We start from the raw sequence: 18,003 nt of genomic DNA, 5'->3' as shown, positions 1-18,003 counted from the left end.
CTATCTTTATAATTTTTAGTTACTTTTTAATCTTAAGGGAATTATATATCGCAAAATACTTTTAATCAAGTATGTACTTTTTTGTATTATAGTATCAAAAAAGATACTATGTAGTGAAAAAGTTTCCGTTCATTTGTCAGTAGAATTGACAAGAGAAAAACCGGTCTTATTCGAATATTTTCAAGGGATTCAGACAAGTCTTCTAAACTTGATATTTTCATTCTACTTCCGAAACAACTGATGATTTTACATAAAAAAAGAGACTCAAATAAAATTGAATCTCTTTCTATATATTTGGTTTTATATTTTATCAATATATTTTCTACTCATTTTGTAAGAATTTTAATCCCAGCATTAATATATTGAATTTTATTGCATCATTTAAATTTCTCAAATCTAGTCCGGTTATATTTTGAATCTTATTTAGTCGATAAATTAGTGTATTACGATGAACATAGAGTTTCCTAGCAGTATCACTTATATTGAGGTTGTTTTCCAGAAATTTTGTTCCCGTTAGAAAAAGTTCCTTGTCTAATAATATACTTTCTACGTTGCTATTTGCACAATTCATTATATCTTTCAATCTAGATTCTTCCACATTATCAATCAGCATAGGCAAGAGCAAATCGTTATAATGATATATCTTTGTATCCTCAGCAAATTTACTTCCTAATTTTATCAATAGATTTGCCTTTTCATAGGACTCATAAAGCTCACTTAGATTATGGGCAATAATCCCAACGCCAATATTAGGTTCATATAATAATTCAGAAAAAATCGTATCATAAATACTCTGCTCTAAATCATCGTAATCTTTATTATTGTTTATTATTTTTATAAAGGTAAGTGTATTATTACTTAATCTAATCAAAATTTCGTCTGGATACATGTTTGTTATTACGCTATAGGCTTCATCTATAGTTTCTTCTGAGAGTTTAATTACAATTGCCTTTGTCTGAGAATCAAATTTCAAGTCAAACTTACTACTAAGTTCCTTTATATCATCGTCACTAAGTTCTTTTAGAATAATTGCTTTTATAAAGTCTTCTTTTGTCAGTTTGTTTAAGTTTTCAGATAGAAATAGAGCAATTACTTGTAATAATCTTTTATTTTCAGGTTTATTCCCCTCAATGGAAATTATTAAGTTATTGCTATAGTTAGTATGAATTGAATAATATAGCTTATTATTTATTGATATAATTCCATTATTAGTCTCCTCATAATTGAAAGATGTATCATATTCTCCAACTCTGTCAAGATTCGAGCTGTATATTACATATCCTCTATCATCCATGAGACTTATTTCATCTTTTATTATATTTTGAAACTTTCCAAATAAATGCCTTATTTTCCTTATATCCATAAGTAAGCCACCTACCTTTAAAAAAAGAAGAGGATAATAAACCTACCCTCTTCTTGATTTCTAATTATCTATCTCCAAGCTTTTCCTACAGAACCAAACATATTCATTTTCTCTGCAATTACTTCCTTCATTGCTTTTCTAGCTGGTCCTACTATCTTTCTTGGATCATATACATCTGGATTCTCTTTTACAAACTCTTTCACTGCCTTATGGAAGGCCATTCTGATATCTGTATCTATGTTTATCTTGTTTATACCAAGGCTAACTGCTTTCTTTATACTTTCCTCAGGTACTCCTGAAGATCCATGTAAAACTATTGGCATATTAAGTCTTTCTTTAATAACCTTTATTCTGTCAAAATCAAGTTTAGGCTCACCCTTGTATGGTCCATGGGCTGTTCCAACAGCTATGGCTAAGGAATCTACACCTGTCTCCTTCACAAATCTTTCTGCTTCATCTGGATCAGTGTATGTTGCATCCTTCTCATCAACAGCTATATCATCTTCTACTCCGCCTATTTTACCAAGCTCAGCTTCAACTGAAACTCCTACGGCATGAGCCATATCTATAACTTGCTTTGTTTTTCTAATATTCTCTTCTAACTCATAGTGTGAAGCATCTATCATTACAGAAGTAAATCCATTTCTTAAACATAGCATTATTTGCTTAAAATCAGTACCATGATCAAGATGAAGTGCTACTGGTACAGAAGCGTTTTTAGCTGCTACCTTAACCATTGCTGCTATGTACTCTACTCCAGCATACTTTAGTCCACCTTGACTCGCCTGGATTATTACAGGTGACTTTGTTTCCTCAGCAGCTTCAATTATTGCATGAACCTGTTCCATATTGTTTACATTAAATGCTCCAACTGCATATCCATTTTCGTGTGCATGATCAAGTATTTGTTTTCCTGATACTAACATTGTATTTCCTCCTTCATTCATATGTTATATTATAAAACTTTATTTTATATATTATTATAGAAACTTTATTTTAACCGGTGCAGAGATTTGACTGGGACAAATTTGTTATAACTTTAACCCGCATGGACTACATGTGTCCCATCAAAGAAATCAAAATCATTTTTTTCAATTTATATTATAACCCTTTTACTCTTTTATATCAAGCTTTAGTTAAAATATTTATAAAGGGGCTGTCTCATAAAGGTTTCTCATGAGCACAGCCCCGGGATGTTTCAGAATGAGTGAAGTTCAAGGTTTTGAAATTTCAACGGTTTGGCTAGTACTAACGTACGTGCCAAGTCGGTGAACATTTCAAATAACGCAGAAATTCGCCATTCTGAGACATCCCCTTTTAAACACTCTATTAAAATATAGCTTTTTCAGTAGTCTTATCGAAAATGTGGATTTTGTCCATATCAAAGTATAATTCTACAGTATCTCCAATATTAGGATTGAATGTAGGCTTAACCCTAGCTATAAGTTTATTAGCATCAATCTCAAGATATAGATATGTTTCAGATCCTAATTGCTCTTTTACCTCAACCTGCGAGTTTATAGCTCCAGTTTCCGAAGCTTTAGTAGATTCATTTTTTATATCTTCTGGTCTTACTCCTAATATTACTTCTTTACCTACTTCACCCTGTTGGCGTAGAATTTCGGCTTTGTCTTTAGGTATCTTTACTGAATTTTTATTAAACTTGAAGTATACTTCCCCACCTTCTTCATAAAGGTCTCCATGTAAGAAGTTCATTTGAGGACTTCCAATAAACCCTGCAACGAACATATTTGATGGTTGGTTATATATTGTTTGAGGATCTGCTACCTGTTGAACTATTCCATCCTTCATAACAACTATTCTTGTACCCATTGTCATGGCCTCTGTCTGGTCATGGGTTACATAAATGATTGTCGTTTGAAGCTTTTGATGAAGTTTGCTAAGTTCAGCTCTCATTTGCACTCTTAGCTTAGCATCTAAGTTTGATAGTGGCTCATCCATTAAGAATACCTTTGGCTCCCTTACTATTGCTCTTCCTAGGGCAACCCTCTGTCTTTGACCACCGGAAAGCTGTTTTGGCTTTCTCTTTAGCAAATCTTCTATACCTAATACCTTAGCCGCTTCTTCTACTCTAGTTTTTATTTCTGCCTTTGGTACTTTTCTCATTTTTAATCCAAATGCCATATTATCATATACAGTCATATGAGGATATAATGCATAGTTTTGGAATACCATAGCTATATCTCTATCCTTTGGAGCAACATCATTAACTATATTTTCTCCAATATACAGCTCTCCCGATGATATTTCTTCTAGTCCAGCTATCATTCTTAATGTAGTAGATTTTCCACATCCAGACGGCCCAACAAATATAACAAATTCCTTATCTTCTATTTCCAAATTAAAATCCTTAACAGCATGAAAACCGTTTGGATAAACCTTGTTTATTTTACTTAAACTTAATCCTGCCATTACATATTTCCCCCTCTTAGTAATTTATATTTTTATTCTACTATAATATCTAAAACTAATATATTGACAAAAGTTCCAAAGATAATAATCTCAAATGTACAAACTATACAAAGGGCAATAAAAAAACAGGCACACGCCTGTTTTTTAACCAAATAGTGATAACAGTACCCCAGCAGCAATAGCCGAGCCTATAACTCCTGCAACATTGGGTCCCATTGCATGCATCAGTAGGAAGTTTGATGGGTTTTCTTTTTGTCCTACTACTTGTGATACCCTTGCCGCCATTGGTACTGCCGATACTCCTGCTGAACCAATTAGTGGATTAACCTTTCCTCCTGTTAATTTACACATTAGTCTACCGAATAATGTTCCTGTTGCTGTTCCTACACAGAAGGCTAATAATCCAAGTCCTATTATCATTAAGGTTTGTACCTTAAGGAATTTATCCGCACTTGCTGTTGCTCCAACTGTTATTCCTAGGAATATTGTTACTATGTTTATTAATTCGTTTTGTGCTGTTTTAAGTATTCTATCTACTACTCCTGATTCTCTAAATAGGTTACCTAGCATTAGCATTCCTAATAATCCTGTTGCTGATGGCAGTAATAGAGCTCCAAGCAACGTAACTGCTATTGGAAATATAATTTTCTCTGTTTTTGTAACGACTCTTAATTGCTCCATCTTTATTTGTCTTTCTTCCTTTGTTGTAAGGGCCTTCATAATTGGTGGCTGGATTATTGGTACTAGTGCCATATATGAATATGCCGCTACTGCTATAGGTCCTAGTAGATGTGGTGCAAGTTTAGATGTTAGAAATATTGCTGTTGGTCCATCTGCTCCACCTATTATACCTATTGATGCTGCCTCTGGTCCTGTAAATCCTAATGCAACGGCTCCTAAGAATGTTGTAAATATACCAAACTGTGCTGCCGCTCCTAAAAGTAAACTTCTTGGGTTTGCTATTAGTGGTCCGAAATCCGTCATTGCTCCTACACCCATGAAGATAAGTGGAGGATATATTCCAAGCTTTACCCCTTGATATAGATAATATAATAAACCACCTAGCTGTTTTAAGTGGGGTAATCCATCTTTTCCTACTTCGTAAACTGGATAATCCATTAGTCCTGCTAATGGGATATTAGCAAGGAGCATTCCAAAGGCAATAGGGAGCAATAGTAAAGGTTCATATTGCTTTACTATAGCTAAGTAAAGTAGTACACAAGCTATACCTAACATAACAAGAGATTGCCATGTTAAAGCAACGTATCCTGTACTTGCGAAAAAGTTGTTAATCAGTTCTAAAAACATCCTGTATTCTCCCTCACTTTCGTCGTTAGACTTTTAATCCTATATTGTATACTATCCTATTACTATTAAAACATCTCCTGCATTTACGGATGCTCCCTTAGTAGCGTTTACTGATACTACCTTCCCACCTGCCGGTGCCATTATCTCATTTTCCATTTTCATAGCTTCTAATATAAGCAGTACATCACCATTTGAAACTGTATCTCCTACATTTACCTTTATGTCAAGTACTGTTCCTGGCATTGGCGCTGTTATAGTGTTTCCTCCTGCCGGTGCCGGTGCTGGCGCAGCCGCTGGCTTTGGTGCTGGTGCAGCTGGCTTTGGTGCAGCCGCTGGTGCTGCTGCTCTAGGAGCTGCTGCTGGTCTTGATACTGGAGCCGATTGTACTCCTCCTACTTCCTCTACTTCTACTTCATATGCCTTACCATTCACAGTTATATTAAATTTTCTCATAATTGTTCCTCCTTCTGCTCATATGGGATTTTCTATAACATTTTATTCATTTGATCAATTCTACCTGCTCTACCCCATGCTGGAGCCCTGTCCGGTAACCTCACAATATTCCTTACAACTATATTGTGGGTAGATGTATTTAAACTTGCAGCTACCGCTGCTGTAATTACTGCTACAAGCTCTTCATCATCTTCTTTTGCTGGTGCCGGGCTCTCTGGAGCTGCCTTAGGTCTAGGCTCAACCTTAACAGGAGCTTTTTTTGGTTCTTTATAGAATAACACCTTCATTAAGTCCAACATAAAGGATAATGCTATTAGTGCAGCAAAGGTTACTCCCATACCTAGGGCTGTGATAAGTAATCCGTCTGCAAAAGTAATACTTTCACCAAACAATCTTCCCACCTCTTTTCCTATATTACTTTAGAGTCTGTCTGTATGATTTATAGTGGAATATTTCCGTGCTTCTTAGCTGGTCTTGTTTCTCTCTTAGAATCTAACATATTAAATGCATCAACGAGTCTTGGTCTTGTGGCATTTGGTTCAATTATATCGTCAACATATCCTCTTTCTGCTGCTTTATATGGAGTTGCAAACTCCTTTTTATATTCTTCTATCTTCCTTTGTCTAGTTCCTATTGGATCATCTGAGTCTGCTATATCTTTTCTAAAGATAATATTTGCAGCTCCCTCTGGTCCCATAACTGCTATTTCCGCCGATGGCCATGCTAACACCACATCTGCCTTAAGATGCTTACTACACATTCCTATATATGCACCACCATATGCTTTTCTAACTATTAGAGTTACCTTTGGTACTGTTGCTTCACTGTATGCAAAGAGCATTTTGGCACCGTGTCTTATGATTCCACCATGCTCTTGATTACTTCCTGGTAAGAAGCCCGGTACATCTACTATGTTAAGCAGTGGTATATTAAAAGCATCACAGGTTCTTATGAATCTTGCTGACTTGTCCGAAGCATTTATGTCAAGACATCCTGCCAATACCTTAGGCTGATTGGCTATAATTCCTACTGTACTTCCATTTATCCTTGCAAAACAAGTAACTATGTTTTGAGCAAAATACTGCTGATATTCATAATAATCTCCATCATCAACTATTAATGAAATAATATCCTTCACATCATATGGTTTGTTTGGACTATCCGGAATGATTGTGTCAAACTCTTGGATAATCTTATTTATATCATCACCAATTTCAAAAGTTGGAGCTGTTTCCATATTATTTGATGGTAAAAAACTAAGTAGTCTTCTAATCTGAGCTATACAGTCTTCATCATCTGATGCTACAAAATGGGCTACACCACTTCTACTGTTATGAGTCATAGCTCCACCTAGTGCTTCTGCAGATACTTCTTCCCCCGTAACGGTCTTAATAACTTGAGGACCTGTTATGAACATTTGACTTGTCTTATCTACCATGTAGGTAAAATCCATTATGGCTGGAGAATATACTGCTCCTCCTGCACATGGTCCCATTATCGCTGTAATCTGCGGAATTACTCCTGAAGCAATTGTATTTCTGTAGAATATATCTCCAAATCCTGATAAGGAGTCTATCCCTTCTTGTATTCTTGCTCCACCGGAATCATTAATTCCAACAACTGGTGCTCCTACCTTTAATGCATTGTCTAAGACTTTACAAATTTTCGCTGCATGCATCTCTCCCAGAGAGCCACCTATTACCGTAAAGTCCTGTGCAAAGGCATAAACTACTCTGCCATCTACCATACCATAGCCTGTTACTACACCTTCTCCTTGTGTCTGCACTTTTTCCATACCGAAGTTTGTACATCTATGAGTTACAAAGGCATCTAGCTCAACAAAGCTACCTTCATCAAATAGAAGACTTATTCTTTCCCTAGCTGTTAATTTTCCCTTCTTATGTTGAGCTTCAATTCTTTTTTTACCTCCACCTTCCACTACCTTTTGACGGCGTTTACGTAATTCATTCAATTTATCTACGGACATGTTCCTACCTCCTATCACTATAATGAGGCTGTCTCATAAAATCACTCTATGAGTTCAGCCCCGGGATGTTTCATAATGAATTTCAAATAATACATAATTTTATTATTCTGAGACACTCTCATATAACTGCTATTAATTTAAGGGGCTGTCTCATAAAGTTATCTTATGAGTCTAGCACCGGGATGTTTCAGAATGAGTGAAGTTCAAGGTTTTGAAATTTCAGCGGTTTGGCTAGTACTAAAGTACGTGCCAAATCGATGAACATTTCAAATAACGCAAAAATTTGCCATTCTGAGGCATCCCTTTTTTTAACCAAATATTGCTCTTATAACTAAAAATCCAATTGATGGAGCTAATAGACTGCCTAGACCCGTAAAGAATGTTGCTGTCATAGCTCCATAAGGAACCAACTTTGGATCAGTTGATGCTAGACCTCCTGCAACTCCACTAGTAGTACCTATAAGTCCACCATAAACCATTGCAGCCGTAGGATTGTCAAGCTTTATCTTCTTTGCAATTAAAGGAGTTATGATCATAGTTAATACTGATTTAACAACACCTGCAGCTATAGAAAGGGCAATTATATCGGAACTTGCTCCTAGAGCAGTTCCTGTTACAGGACCTACAATAAATGTTATTGCACCTGCTCCAATAGTTGCTATTTCAATAGGATCTTTGTAACCTAGAGAAAAGGCTATTAATGAGCCTACTATAAAGGAAAAGCTAACTCCTATTAACAAGGAAACAATTCCAGGTAAGCCAGCTTTTTTTAGATTCTCGATTTTAACACCAAAGGCTGTAGATATGATAGCGTAATCCCTTAGCATACTGCCACCTAAAAGGCCTATTCCTGAGAATATCCCTATATCCGATAACCCCTTTGTTCCGCCTGTATATTTTCCTGAAATAAATGCTAGGACTAGTCCCACTACTATAGCAATAGCTGAGCCCATTCTTCTTTGTCCAATAGCTGCTGCTAAGCTGTATGAAACAAGCATTATTAAAGCTACTACTCCAAATGCACCAACTAAAGCATATTTTGAAAACAACTTAACTATTATATCCATAACCATTCTTAATCCCTCCTTATCTATTTTGTAGCATTGCCTTCTCTAGACAATTTAGAAATCAAAGGCACTAAAAACATTGCGCCTATAGTTGCAACTCCACCGGCTGCAAATGCAACTATTCCTCCTTGAAAAGCTGCAACTACATTTTGTCTAGCTGCCATAGCCACTACAATAGGAATATAAAGGGTACTAAGAAATGTAATCCCTTTTTGTGTTCTCTCATGAAAAGCTTTTCCTTTTGATTCATAATGATTACTTATAAGAACTAAGAATAACATAGCAATTCCGACACCACCAACATTACCACTAACTCCTAGTAAATTTCCGAATGAGTACCCTAGAAAGGACCCTGTGAACATGCATAAAGCAACTATACCCAATCCGTATATTTCCATAGTTTTACCTCCCTTTAGCTTCTTAATATTTTACTATCTTAATCACTTATCATTATCTTTAAATAGCACCCTTGTCTCTAAGCTCTTGTATTTGATCATCCGTTAATCCGTTCAACGACTTTAACACTTCATCAGTATGTTCACCGAGTAAAGGCGCTGCAGTTCTTATAGTTCCCTGAGTAACACTCATCTTAATAGGCATTCCAGGTATCTGCATTTTTCCTGCCTTAGAATGTTCTACTTCAACCAGCATTTCCCTTGCCAATACTTGAGGATCATTCACAACTCTTTCTATATTGTTTATTGGACCGTTAGGTACACCAGCTTTATCCAGTATTTTCTGCCATTCGTCAGTAGACTTTAATACAATTCTCTCTGCAACAAGAGGTCTTAATTCATCATAGTTTTCTGATCTTAGTGGATTTGTTATAAACTTTTCATCCTCTGCTAAATCTTCTCTTTCCATCTCTTTACATAACTTTTTCCACAAGCTATCATTTCCAGCAGCAATCATTATTTCTCCATCTGAAGTTTCAAATGGCTCAAATGGAACAATCGAAGAGTGCTTGTTCCCAGCTGGCTTCGGAGATACTCCCGTAGCAAAATATCTTGCAATGGCATTTTCTAAAATAGCAACTTGGCAGTCCAACATAGCTACATCAACCTTTTGACCCACACCCGTTTGGTTTCTATAGTTTAACGCCCCTAATATACCAATAGCAGTAAATAAACCTGCAGTTATATCTCCTACAGAAGGTCCTACCCTAGTTGGTTTTCCTCCCTTTGCTCCAGTAATGCTCATTATACCACCCATAGCTTGAACTACTCCGTCGTATGCAGGTCTTTGACTATATGGCCCTGAATGTCCAAATCCTGAGGAAGCCGCATAAATAATTTTTGGATTAACTTCCTTTAGTTTCTCATAACCAAGCCCTAACTTCTCCATTGTTCCAGGTCTATAGTTCTCAACAACTACATCAGCTTCTTCTACTAGCTTTAAGAACTGTTCTTTACTTTCTTCTTTTTTAAGATTCATAGTTATACTTCTCTTGTTTCTGTTGATACTCATAAAATACGCACTTTCTCCATTAACATATGGTCCAAACTGACGGGAATCATCACCTTTATCTGGCATTTCTACCTTTATAACGTCAGCTCCTAGATCAGCTAAAACCATAGTACAGTATGGACCAGCTAAAACACGAGTTAAATCTAGTATTCTTACACCCTCTAAAGCTTTTTCCATAAGATACACCATCCTTTAATTTTTATTAATCTTTTTATAGAGATTACAGTGAAAGCTTTAATCTATACACATCAAGACCACCTTAGAGGCATCGGCTTATTTTGATATATATATATTAAGTTTCACTATCAACTCTGTTAGATATGTGACTAAGAAATTTAATAAACAAGGGAGAGACTCTGAGGTCTCATTTTGGCGGTTCTTATGAATTTGTTTTAATCTTTATCTTTTAATTTAAAGCAAACTCATAACATGAGCCAAAAGAACTCTCAGTGACTACTTGAGTTATTTAATACTCTCAACCACAACTATATATATTGAGCAAATAGTATGCCAAATTTTCTGGAAAATAAAACGGGCAATTCACTTCATTACAGATGGAACATAAAAAAAAGTATAAAAATAGTGGTAACTTTTTTACCACTAGCTTTCAAAAGTTACCACTTAATTTTTATACTTTATCATTTTTTAATTTCATATTTCTCTATTTTTCTTCTGAGTGTTAGTCTGGATATTCCCAATTCCGTAGAAGCATGACTTATATTCCAATTATTTTTTTGTAGACACTTCTTTATAGCTTCCTTTTCAGCAGTCTCCAAGTTATAGTAATTATTCGGATCGTCGTCAGAATCGGTGTTATCAAATATTTCCTCTGGTAAATCCTCTACCATGATTTCTGTGCCTACTTTAAAAATCATTATCCGTTCAATCATGTTTTTAAGCTCTCTTATATTTCCAGGCCAACTGTATTCAATTAATATCTTTAAAGCGTTGTTATTAATTGATATTACCTCTTTATCAAGCTTTTTATTATACATATTTATAAAATAATTAATTAACTCTGAAATGTCTTCTGTTCTCTCTCTAAGCGGGGGGATTTTAATAGGAACTATATTCAGTCTATAATATAGATCTTCTCTAAAATTTCCTCTCTTAATTTCCTCTTTTAAGTCCTTATTCGTTGCAGCAACAATAACCGCTTGAAATTCTTTTTCGACTAATCCTCCGATTCTTCTAAACTTTTTTTCTTGAAGAACCCTTAACATTTTTGCCTGCAATTCTAAATCCATATCAGCAACTTCATCTAGAAAAAGAACTCCTCCGTTTGCCTTTTCGATCAAACCTATCTTTGAAGCTTTTGCATCTGAAAAGGCTCCCTTTTCATAACCAAATAACTCACTTTCCTGTAAGGTCTTTGGAATAGCCGCACAATTAATTGCCATAAATTCTTGTTCATTGCTACACTTTACATTGTAGATTGTCCTGGCCACTACCTCTTTTCCTACACCACTTTCCCCTTCAAGTAGGATACAGGTATTATAGTTCATACTTCCTATTTGACATACCATTTCTCTTATCTTTTGCATCTTCTTTGAATTACCTAGTAAGAGAACCTCATTTTGTGGTATGGATTTATTTAATTCTTTCTTTATTCTAACGTATTCCAATGTCTTTTTTATGGATTCATTTATTTCTGATAAGGAAAATGGCTTTGTGAAATAATCAAAGGCTCCTAATTTCATAGCATTAACAGCTAATTTTACTTCGCTCAAATAAGTAATCATAATAACTATGCAGGAAGGTTTTATTAGCTTTATTCTTTTTAAAACTTCTATTCCATCTATTCCAGGTAATTTTATGTCCACTATAGCTAAATCAATATCTTCAGATTGTATTATCTCTAGCCCATTTTCACCTGTTTCAGAAGTAAAAATATCTACTCCTAGTTTCTTCAGATTTATTTGAAGGGATAATCTTATGCTCTTTTCATCATCAATGACAAGAATTTTCATATTTACTCACCTATTCATTATGATTTTGTATCACTTATCGGTAATGTTATTAGAAATTCCGTTTCTTTACCTATGTCGCTTTTTACATTGATTTGTCCACCATGTTCTTTTACCACATTATATGCTATAAAAAGTCCAAGGCCTGTTCCTTCTTCCTTTGTTGTAAAAAAGGGATAAAAAATATTTTCTAGCTTTTCTTTATCTATACCTACTCCATTATCTCTAATGATTATTGCAACAAATTCCTCTCTAATATCGATTTCAACATATATCTCTCCTCCAATATTAACTGCTTGTATGGAATTTTTGAATATATTTATAAGAGATTGCTTAATACTTCTTCTCTCAATATTTAGATAAATTTCTTTATCTACAAATTTTCTTGTTAATTTTATCTTCTTAGCAATTATTTCGGGCTTTAGTAGATTAATAATATCCTTGACTAATTTTTTTATGTTCGTAGACTCTTTTTCATGTTTTGAAGTGCGACTAAAGTCTAAAAAATTTATAACGAGATTATTTAGATCACTCACTTCTTTTTCAAGAACATCTAAAACTTCTTCTTTCATTTCAGCGTCACATATATCCTCTTGTAGGATTTCAATTAAATTGCCTATCCCCGCTAAAGGATTTCCAATATCATGAATAATAGATGCCGACAACTCTCCAAGGGTACGAATACGGTCTTCTCTGTTAAGCTCTTCTTCAATAATCTTTATCCGTGTTAGGTCTCTAAAAAGGTATACAACCCCTAGCACGTTTTTATCGTTGTCTACAACAGCCGAAGCCGAAACATTTAAATATATTTCTTTATCATATTTATTTTTCATTATTACTTCTATATCTGTAAATGTCTTTCCTTCATTTAATACTCCATTGCTAGTATATTCTAAGCTCAAACCGGTTTTCTTCCAAAATTCATCAATATTTCTATTCATAAAAATCTCAGAATCAAATTCTGTTATTGCTTCTAGTTCTTTGTTTAATACGGTTATTCTACTTCTCTTATTAATAACTAAAATTCCACTCTTTAAACTCCTAAGTATATTGTTAAGATACTGCTGTAGTCTATTCTCTCTATTATATGAATTCTCTAATGCCTTAACATTTTTATGCAGTTTTATACTCATATCCCCAAAGGCTTTAGCTAATTCTCCTATTTCATCCTTAGATTTCAAATCTATTTCTATTGGTTGAATTTCCTTTAATCCACCACTTAGTTTTCTAATCTGATTTACAAGACCTTCTATTGGATTTGTTATTTTACGAGCTAATATAAGTCCAGAAATTAGAGCAACCAGTATAACAATTACCATTACGCTTTTCAGCTTATTCTGCAATTCTAAAACTTCTGAAAAAATTGCCTCTTCATCTTGTTCAACTACTATCATCCAGTTTGTCTCTTCCATGAAGGTAACGGCCCCATAAAGCTTTCTGCCCTCAATGTTATAATCACATATAATATCCTCTTGGTTTACAAAAATACTTTCAAAATCCGTTTCAATTTTTCCAGCATTTGCCCTTCTGTTTACCATTTTTATCAATTCGAAATCTACATCCATTTCTGGATGTACTGCCATAACACCATTTTCATCAGTCATCCATATGTTACCATTGAATTGCTTTTGTGTCTTTTCTATGACCTTTTTAATATTATCTAGGGGTATTCCAGCTCCTATTAATCCTATCTTTTCTCCTGTAGAGTCATATACTGGAGCTGCTATAATAAAGTGAGGTTTCCCTAAAACACTACTTATGAGTAGTGGGCTAATTGTAGATTCTTTACCATTCATAATATCCCAATAATAGCTTCTATCTGTATAAACTCTATTTTTTACATGCTTATTAGTGGGTTTAGAAAATACCATTTTTGCATCTGAATTCATGAAAAATATTAAAGAAAAGTAATCAAAATTGTCATATATTCTAAATATTTCTTGCTTGATTTGAGATAAGTCACCATAGCTTTGAGATGAAAAATTACTTGCAGTCACAACAGTTTTTCTAGCATCTTCTAAATACAATGAAATTTGGTTGCTTATCATTCTTGAGATTATCATATTTTTTTCCATAGCTTTTTTCTCTAAATTATCAGAAACTATGTATTGAAGTATTGACCCAGTTAAAAATACACAGCAAATAGCAAAAATTATAATAAAGAAGGGTATTTTAAATTTTAAACTGTCTCTGTTCATATCTATCCCTCTTTTTCATAAGTAGTTTTATAACAAAGCATACCTACAAAAATCATCCTAGTCTAAATTTTATACTGTAGCCGCTTACTTCATATATTGTTTATTTTATATTTCACAATTATATCCTTTATAAAATTAAATTACAACATATGCAAAACGAGTAATTCTTAATAGGTTAATTAGTATACTACTATTTTTTCTTTAAATACAAAAAAATAATTATTGTGTACAGGAGTTTTCTCAGTCAATCTGTAGAAACATCCAATACACAATAATTATTTATCTATCTATTAAAGGGAGAGGGATTTCTAGTCCTTTTAGTTTTACCACCTTTATATTGCTATATATATTATTTTATGATAAAACCGTTAAGTAATATATTGACAAAATCTCCAAAGATCGTATCTATAAATGTACAATGTGTACAAAACACGTGTTAATTGATGAAAATACTATAAGTTAAATTTCTCACAAAATCTCAAAATCTGATTTTTTATTGACTCTGTATCTAATCCATACTTCTTATATAAATCCTTCACACTTCCCGATTCACCAAATGTATCTTGAATCCCTATTATTTTCATAGGTATAGGATTATTTGTTACAACTATTTCAGCAACAGAACTACCTAATCCGCCGTATATACTATGATCTTCTATCGTTACAACTGCTCCTGTTTTCTTAACTGAGGATAGTATTAATTCACTGTCAATTGGTTTAATACTTGCCATATTTATAACCTCTGCATCTATACCCTCTATCATCAACTCTTCTGCCACCAATAGAGCATGATAGGTCATAATACCATGACTTATTATTGTAATATCAGTTCCGGACCTCAGAGTATTACCTTTTCCAATCTCAAAACTATAATCTTCACTATATATCTGTGGCATCTCAGCCCTTCCAATTCTTATATAGACTGGCCCCTCATAATCTATCACCTTTTTTATAACATTTTTTGTCTCTATTTCATCTGAAGGTGCCAATACAACCATATTTGGAATTGTCCTCATAAGGGAGATATCCTCTAAAGCTTGATGAGTTGCACCATCACCTCCAACGGCCAATCCAGGATGGGTTGCAGCAATTTTCACATTATTTTTACTATATGCAACGCATTGTCTTATTTGATCATATGCTCTACCAGTTGCAAACACCGCAAACGTACTTGCTATAGGTATAAAACCTTCACTAGCTAGACCTCCTGCCAAGGACATCATATTTTGCTCACATATTCCTAGGTTGTAATACCTACTAGGAAACTCATCCTTGAAGTTTTTAGTCCTTGTTGACGATGCTAAATCTGCATTTAAAATAATTATTTTATCATTCTCTCTACCTAATTGAACTAAGACTTCCCCTAAGACATCTCTAGGCGACTTCATATCATATCACCTCTCTTAATTTCTTAAGTTGTTTTTTAGCCTCTAAGTACTGTTCTTTGCTCATCTTTCCACAATGCCACCCGATCTCATTTTCCATAAATGAAATACCCTTTCCCTTTATGGTATTGGCAATAATTGCTGTAGGTCCCAGATCATTTTCTTTCTTCAAAGACCTTAAAATTTGTCCTATATCGTGTCCGTTAATACTTCTTACAGTCCATCCAAAGGACCTAAACTTTTCTTCCAGCTCGCAATAACTTAGTTCACTAGCCAATGTATCGTCTAATTGAAGCTTGTTATGATCTACTATTACAACCATATTATTTAGTTTACAGTGATTTGCCGCTGCAATTGCTTCCCAATTCTGTCCTTCCTGAAGCTCTCCATCGCCGACCATAACATAGACTCTATTTTTTATACCCTTTAGCTTCAATCCAATAGCCTTTCCCATTCCGTATGATATCCCTTGCCCTAATGATCCTGCAGTCATTTCTATTCCTGGAGTTTTTAGGGAATGGGGATGACCCTGTAACATTGAATTAACTTCTTTATATTGACTAATATTATCCATAGAATAAAAACCTAAATCTGCAAGAATAATATATAAGCCTAAGACACCATGGCCTTTACTAAGGATAAATCTATCTCTTTCTTCGTATTTAGGATTATCAGGAGATATCTCCATAACTTCATAATAAAGTGTCGTTAATATATCTATCGTCGATAATGTCCCACCATAGTGGCATTTTCCTATTTTATATCCATAGTCAATCAACTTTTCCCTTATTTCAACTGCCTTTAATTTTAATTCATCGATTTGCATTATCTCTCCCTCCTATAAATTACATTAAAAAGGGAGGATATAATCCTCCCCCAGATTGTTAACAAAGTTAACAAGATGTTAGGCTGTTAAGAAACTCGAAGTTCGAGGCGTGCTGAAACCAAGCGGCTGCAGCGTATATAGACATACGTAAGGGTTCTTGATTGAAGCAACAACGAAGAAATTCGGGTTTGTTAACAGCCTCAGGGATGATATAATCCTCCCCGACAAACTGCAACTCCTAATGAACAAATATCCTTAGAATATTTCCTAACAGAATTCCTACTACACCGAAGTCTGTATCACTAAATGTTGTATTTGCATAGCCTAGATCTCCTAATACTGGCATTAGTAAAACCGGAAGAATAGTTATTAGTAGACCATGGGCAAAGGCTCCAATTAAAGCTCCTCTTCTACCTCCTGTAGCATTACCAAATACCCCCGCTGTGGCTCCACAGAAGAAGTGCGGTACTACCCCTGGGATAATTACTGGTAACCCCAGTGCCATAAGAATGAACATTCCTATAACTCCAGCTGCAAAGCTTGACAAAAATCCTAAAAGTACTGCCGTAGGCGCATATGGGAATACAACTGGACAATCTAATGCAGGCTTTGCATCGGGTACTATCTTCTCAGCTACACCCTTAAAGGCAGGAACAATCTCAGCAAGAATCATTCTAACCCCTTGAAGAATTACAAATACACCGGCTGCAAAAGTTATCGCCTGAATTATTGAGAATACTATAAAGTGCTGGCCTCCACTTATTTTCTCTGTAAATTCCTTACCAGCAGCAATGGCCGAAACCAAGTAAATAATACCCATTGTAAATGCTATAGCTACTGGTGTATCCCTTAGGAAGGAAAGCCCCTTTGGAAGTTGAATTTCCTCAGTTGACTTCTCCTTGTTTCCAATCCATCTTCCTATATAACCTGCTAATACATAGCCTATAGTTCCAAAATGACCAAATGCTACCTCATCGGTTCCTGTTATATCCTTCATAAATTGCTGTGCGATAGCAGGGAAAAATACCATTACAATACCTAGGATTATTGACCCTATCGCCACTAGCCCTGCTCCTGACATACCTCCCGCTGCTAATATAGCCGCTATCATTATTCCCATATACAAGGTATGATGTCCAGTTAAAAATATATACTTCCACTTAGTAAATCTAGCTATAATAACATTTACAATCATACCGAAAAACATAATCAATGCCATCTCTTTCCCGAAGGCTTTTTGAGCTATTGATACAACGGCTTCGTTATTAGGAACTATACCAGTTATACCAAATCCATACTGGAACATTTCAGAAAAGTGATTTAATGAACCTACTACTACACCTGCTCCTGCACCTAAAATAATGAATCCCATAATAGTCTTTAAGGTACCCTTAATACAATCAGTAGACGACTTTCTTTGAGCTAACAAACCTACTAGTGCCACAAGACCAACTAGAACCGCGGGCACACTTAAAACATCATACATTAGGAATCTAAAAAATGACATATAATTCCCCCCTTAAGTTTGCAATAATTCACTACTTTTTCA

The 18,003-nt window shown here is 34.7% G+C and carries 15 protein-coding genes; all 15 read right to left on the bottom strand.

The genetic code is table 11. The features are described 5' to 3' along the window. Positions 1 to 322: 322 nt before the first annotated feature. Positions 323 to 1,363, bottom strand: coding sequence for a PucR family transcriptional regulator (locus R9X47_RS22375; RefSeq protein WP_432663301.1), 1,041 nt, complete (start codon positions 1,361 to 1,363; stop codon positions 323 to 325). A 68-nt stretch (positions 1,364 to 1,431) separates the two neighbouring features. Then, on the bottom strand, positions 1,432 to 2,289 hold the full coding sequence (locus R9X47_RS22370) for a class II fructose-1,6-bisphosphate aldolase (protein ID WP_432663300.1): 858 nt from the start codon (positions 2,287 to 2,289) through the stop codon (positions 1,432 to 1,434). A gap of 403 nt (positions 2,290 to 2,692) precedes the next feature. Continuing rightward, the gene (locus R9X47_RS22365) at positions 2,693 to 3,796 is read right to left on the bottom strand and encodes an ABC transporter ATP-binding protein (RefSeq protein WP_432663299.1); all 1,104 of its coding nucleotides are present in this window, start codon (positions 3,794 to 3,796) and stop codon (positions 2,693 to 2,695) included. Between the two features lie 144 nt (positions 3,797 to 3,940). After that, a complete protein-coding gene (locus R9X47_RS22360) occupies positions 3,941 to 5,104 on the bottom strand; it encodes a sodium ion-translocating decarboxylase subunit beta (RefSeq protein WP_432663298.1) in 1,164 nt (387 codons plus the stop codon). Positions 5,105 to 5,155: 51 nt separating this feature from the next. Beyond that, positions 5,156 to 5,557, bottom strand: a complete 402-nt coding sequence (locus tag R9X47_RS22355; protein WP_432663297.1) for a biotin/lipoyl-containing protein — start codon at positions 5,555 to 5,557, stop codon at positions 5,156 to 5,158. A gap of 32 nt (positions 5,558 to 5,589) precedes the next feature. Next, positions 5,590 to 5,949, bottom strand: a complete 360-nt coding sequence (locus tag R9X47_RS22350; RefSeq protein WP_432663296.1) for an OadG family protein — start codon at positions 5,947 to 5,949, stop codon at positions 5,590 to 5,592. Between the two features lie 47 nt (positions 5,950 to 5,996). Beyond that, positions 5,997 to 7,544, bottom strand: a complete 1,548-nt coding sequence (locus tag R9X47_RS22345) for an acyl-CoA carboxylase subunit beta (RefSeq protein WP_432663295.1) — start codon at positions 7,542 to 7,544, stop codon at positions 5,997 to 5,999. Positions 7,545 to 7,852: 308 nt separating this feature from the next. After that, positions 7,853 to 8,617, bottom strand: a complete 765-nt coding sequence (madM, locus tag R9X47_RS22340; RefSeq protein WP_432663294.1) for a malonate transporter subunit MadM — start codon at positions 8,615 to 8,617, stop codon at positions 7,853 to 7,855. A gap of 17 nt (positions 8,618 to 8,634) precedes the next feature. After that, positions 8,635 to 9,009 carry a malonate transporter subunit MadL gene (gene madL, locus R9X47_RS22335; RefSeq protein WP_432663293.1) on the bottom strand — a complete coding sequence of 125 codons (375 nt, stop codon included), beginning with the start codon at positions 9,007 to 9,009 and terminating at the stop codon, positions 8,635 to 8,637. A gap of 58 nt (positions 9,010 to 9,067) precedes the next feature. After that, positions 9,068 to 10,255 (bottom strand): CaiB/BaiF CoA transferase family protein, encoded by a 1,188-nt coding sequence (locus R9X47_RS22330; protein ID WP_432663292.1) that lies wholly within the window; start codon positions 10,253 to 10,255, stop codon positions 9,068 to 9,070. Positions 10,256 to 10,716: 461 nt separating this feature from the next. Further along, positions 10,717 to 12,048, bottom strand: coding sequence for a sigma-54-dependent transcriptional regulator (locus tag R9X47_RS22325; protein WP_432663291.1), 1,332 nt, complete (start codon positions 12,046 to 12,048; stop codon positions 10,717 to 10,719). Between the two features lie 17 nt (positions 12,049 to 12,065). Continuing rightward, positions 12,066 to 14,243: an ATP-binding protein gene (locus tag R9X47_RS22320; protein ID WP_432663290.1), complete on the bottom strand. Its 2,178-nt coding sequence runs from the start codon at positions 14,241 to 14,243 to the stop codon at positions 12,066 to 12,068. Between the two features lie 452 nt (positions 14,244 to 14,695). After that, positions 14,696 to 15,631 carry a transketolase family protein gene (locus R9X47_RS22315; RefSeq protein ID WP_432663289.1) on the bottom strand — a complete coding sequence of 312 codons (936 nt, stop codon included), beginning with the start codon at positions 15,629 to 15,631 and terminating at the stop codon, positions 14,696 to 14,698. A 1-nt stretch (position 15,632) separates the two neighbouring features. Next, complete coding sequence (locus R9X47_RS22310; RefSeq protein ID WP_432663288.1) at positions 15,633 to 16,454, bottom strand: transketolase; 822 nt, start codon at positions 16,452 to 16,454, stop codon at positions 15,633 to 15,635. A 238-nt stretch (positions 16,455 to 16,692) separates the two neighbouring features. Next, positions 16,693 to 17,961 (bottom strand): PTS ascorbate transporter subunit IIC, encoded by a 1,269-nt coding sequence (locus R9X47_RS22305; RefSeq protein WP_432663287.1) that lies wholly within the window; start codon positions 17,959 to 17,961, stop codon positions 16,693 to 16,695. Positions 17,962 to 18,003 lie beyond the last annotated feature (42 nt).

Source organism: Wukongibacter baidiensis, from assembly GCF_050888315.1.
Taxonomy (GTDB): domain Bacteria; phylum Bacillota; class Clostridia; order Peptostreptococcales; family Caminicellaceae; genus Wukongibacter; species Wukongibacter baidiensis.
Note: the sequence above shows the minus strand (reverse complement) of the source record. Positions and strands in the feature narration are given on the sequence as shown.

Excerpts from the sequence above, each read along its gene's own strand:
- R9X47_RS22375 (WP_432663301.1), bottom strand. The coding sequence starts at position 1,363 with ATGGATATAAGGAAAATAAGGCATTTATTTGGAAAGTTTCAAAATATA.
- R9X47_RS22370 (WP_432663300.1), bottom strand. The coding sequence starts at position 2,289 with ATGTTAGTATCAGGAAAACAAATACTTGATCATGCACACGAAAATGGA.
- R9X47_RS22365 (WP_432663299.1), bottom strand. The coding sequence starts at position 3,796 with ATGGCAGGATTAAGTTTAAGTAAAATAAACAAGGTTTATCCAAACGGT.
- R9X47_RS22360 (WP_432663298.1), bottom strand. The coding sequence starts at position 5,104 with ATGTTTTTAGAACTGATTAACAACTTTTTCGCAAGTACAGGATACGTT.
- R9X47_RS22355 (WP_432663297.1), bottom strand. The coding sequence starts at position 5,557 with ATGAGAAAATTTAATATAACTGTGAATGGTAAGGCATATGAAGTAGAA.
- R9X47_RS22345 (WP_432663295.1), bottom strand. The coding sequence starts at position 7,544 with ATGTCCGTAGATAAATTGAATGAATTACGTAAACGCCGTCAAAAGGTA.
- madM (WP_432663294.1), bottom strand. The coding sequence starts at position 8,617 with ATGGTTATGGATATAATAGTTAAGTTGTTTTCAAAATATGCTTTAGTT.
- madL (WP_432663293.1), bottom strand. The coding sequence starts at position 9,009 with ATGGAAATATACGGATTGGGTATAGTTGCTTTATGCATGTTCACAGGG.
- R9X47_RS22330 (WP_432663292.1), bottom strand. The coding sequence starts at position 10,255 with ATGGAAAAAGCTTTAGAGGGTGTAAGAATACTAGATTTAACTCGTGTT.
- R9X47_RS22325 (WP_432663291.1), bottom strand. The coding sequence starts at position 12,048 with ATGAAAATTCTTGTCATTGATGATGAAAAGAGCATAAGATTATCCCTT.
- R9X47_RS22320 (WP_432663290.1), bottom strand. The coding sequence starts at position 14,243 with ATGAACAGAGACAGTTTAAAATTTAAAATACCCTTCTTTATTATAATT.
- R9X47_RS22315 (WP_432663289.1), bottom strand. The coding sequence starts at position 15,631 with ATGAAGTCGCCTAGAGATGTCTTAGGGGAAGTCTTAGTTCAATTAGGT.
- R9X47_RS22310 (WP_432663288.1), bottom strand. The coding sequence starts at position 16,454 with ATGCAAATCGATGAATTAAAATTAAAGGCAGTTGAAATAAGGGAAAAG.
- R9X47_RS22305 (WP_432663287.1), bottom strand. The coding sequence starts at position 17,961 with ATGTCATTTTTTAGATTCCTAATGTATGATGTTTTAAGTGTGCCCGCG.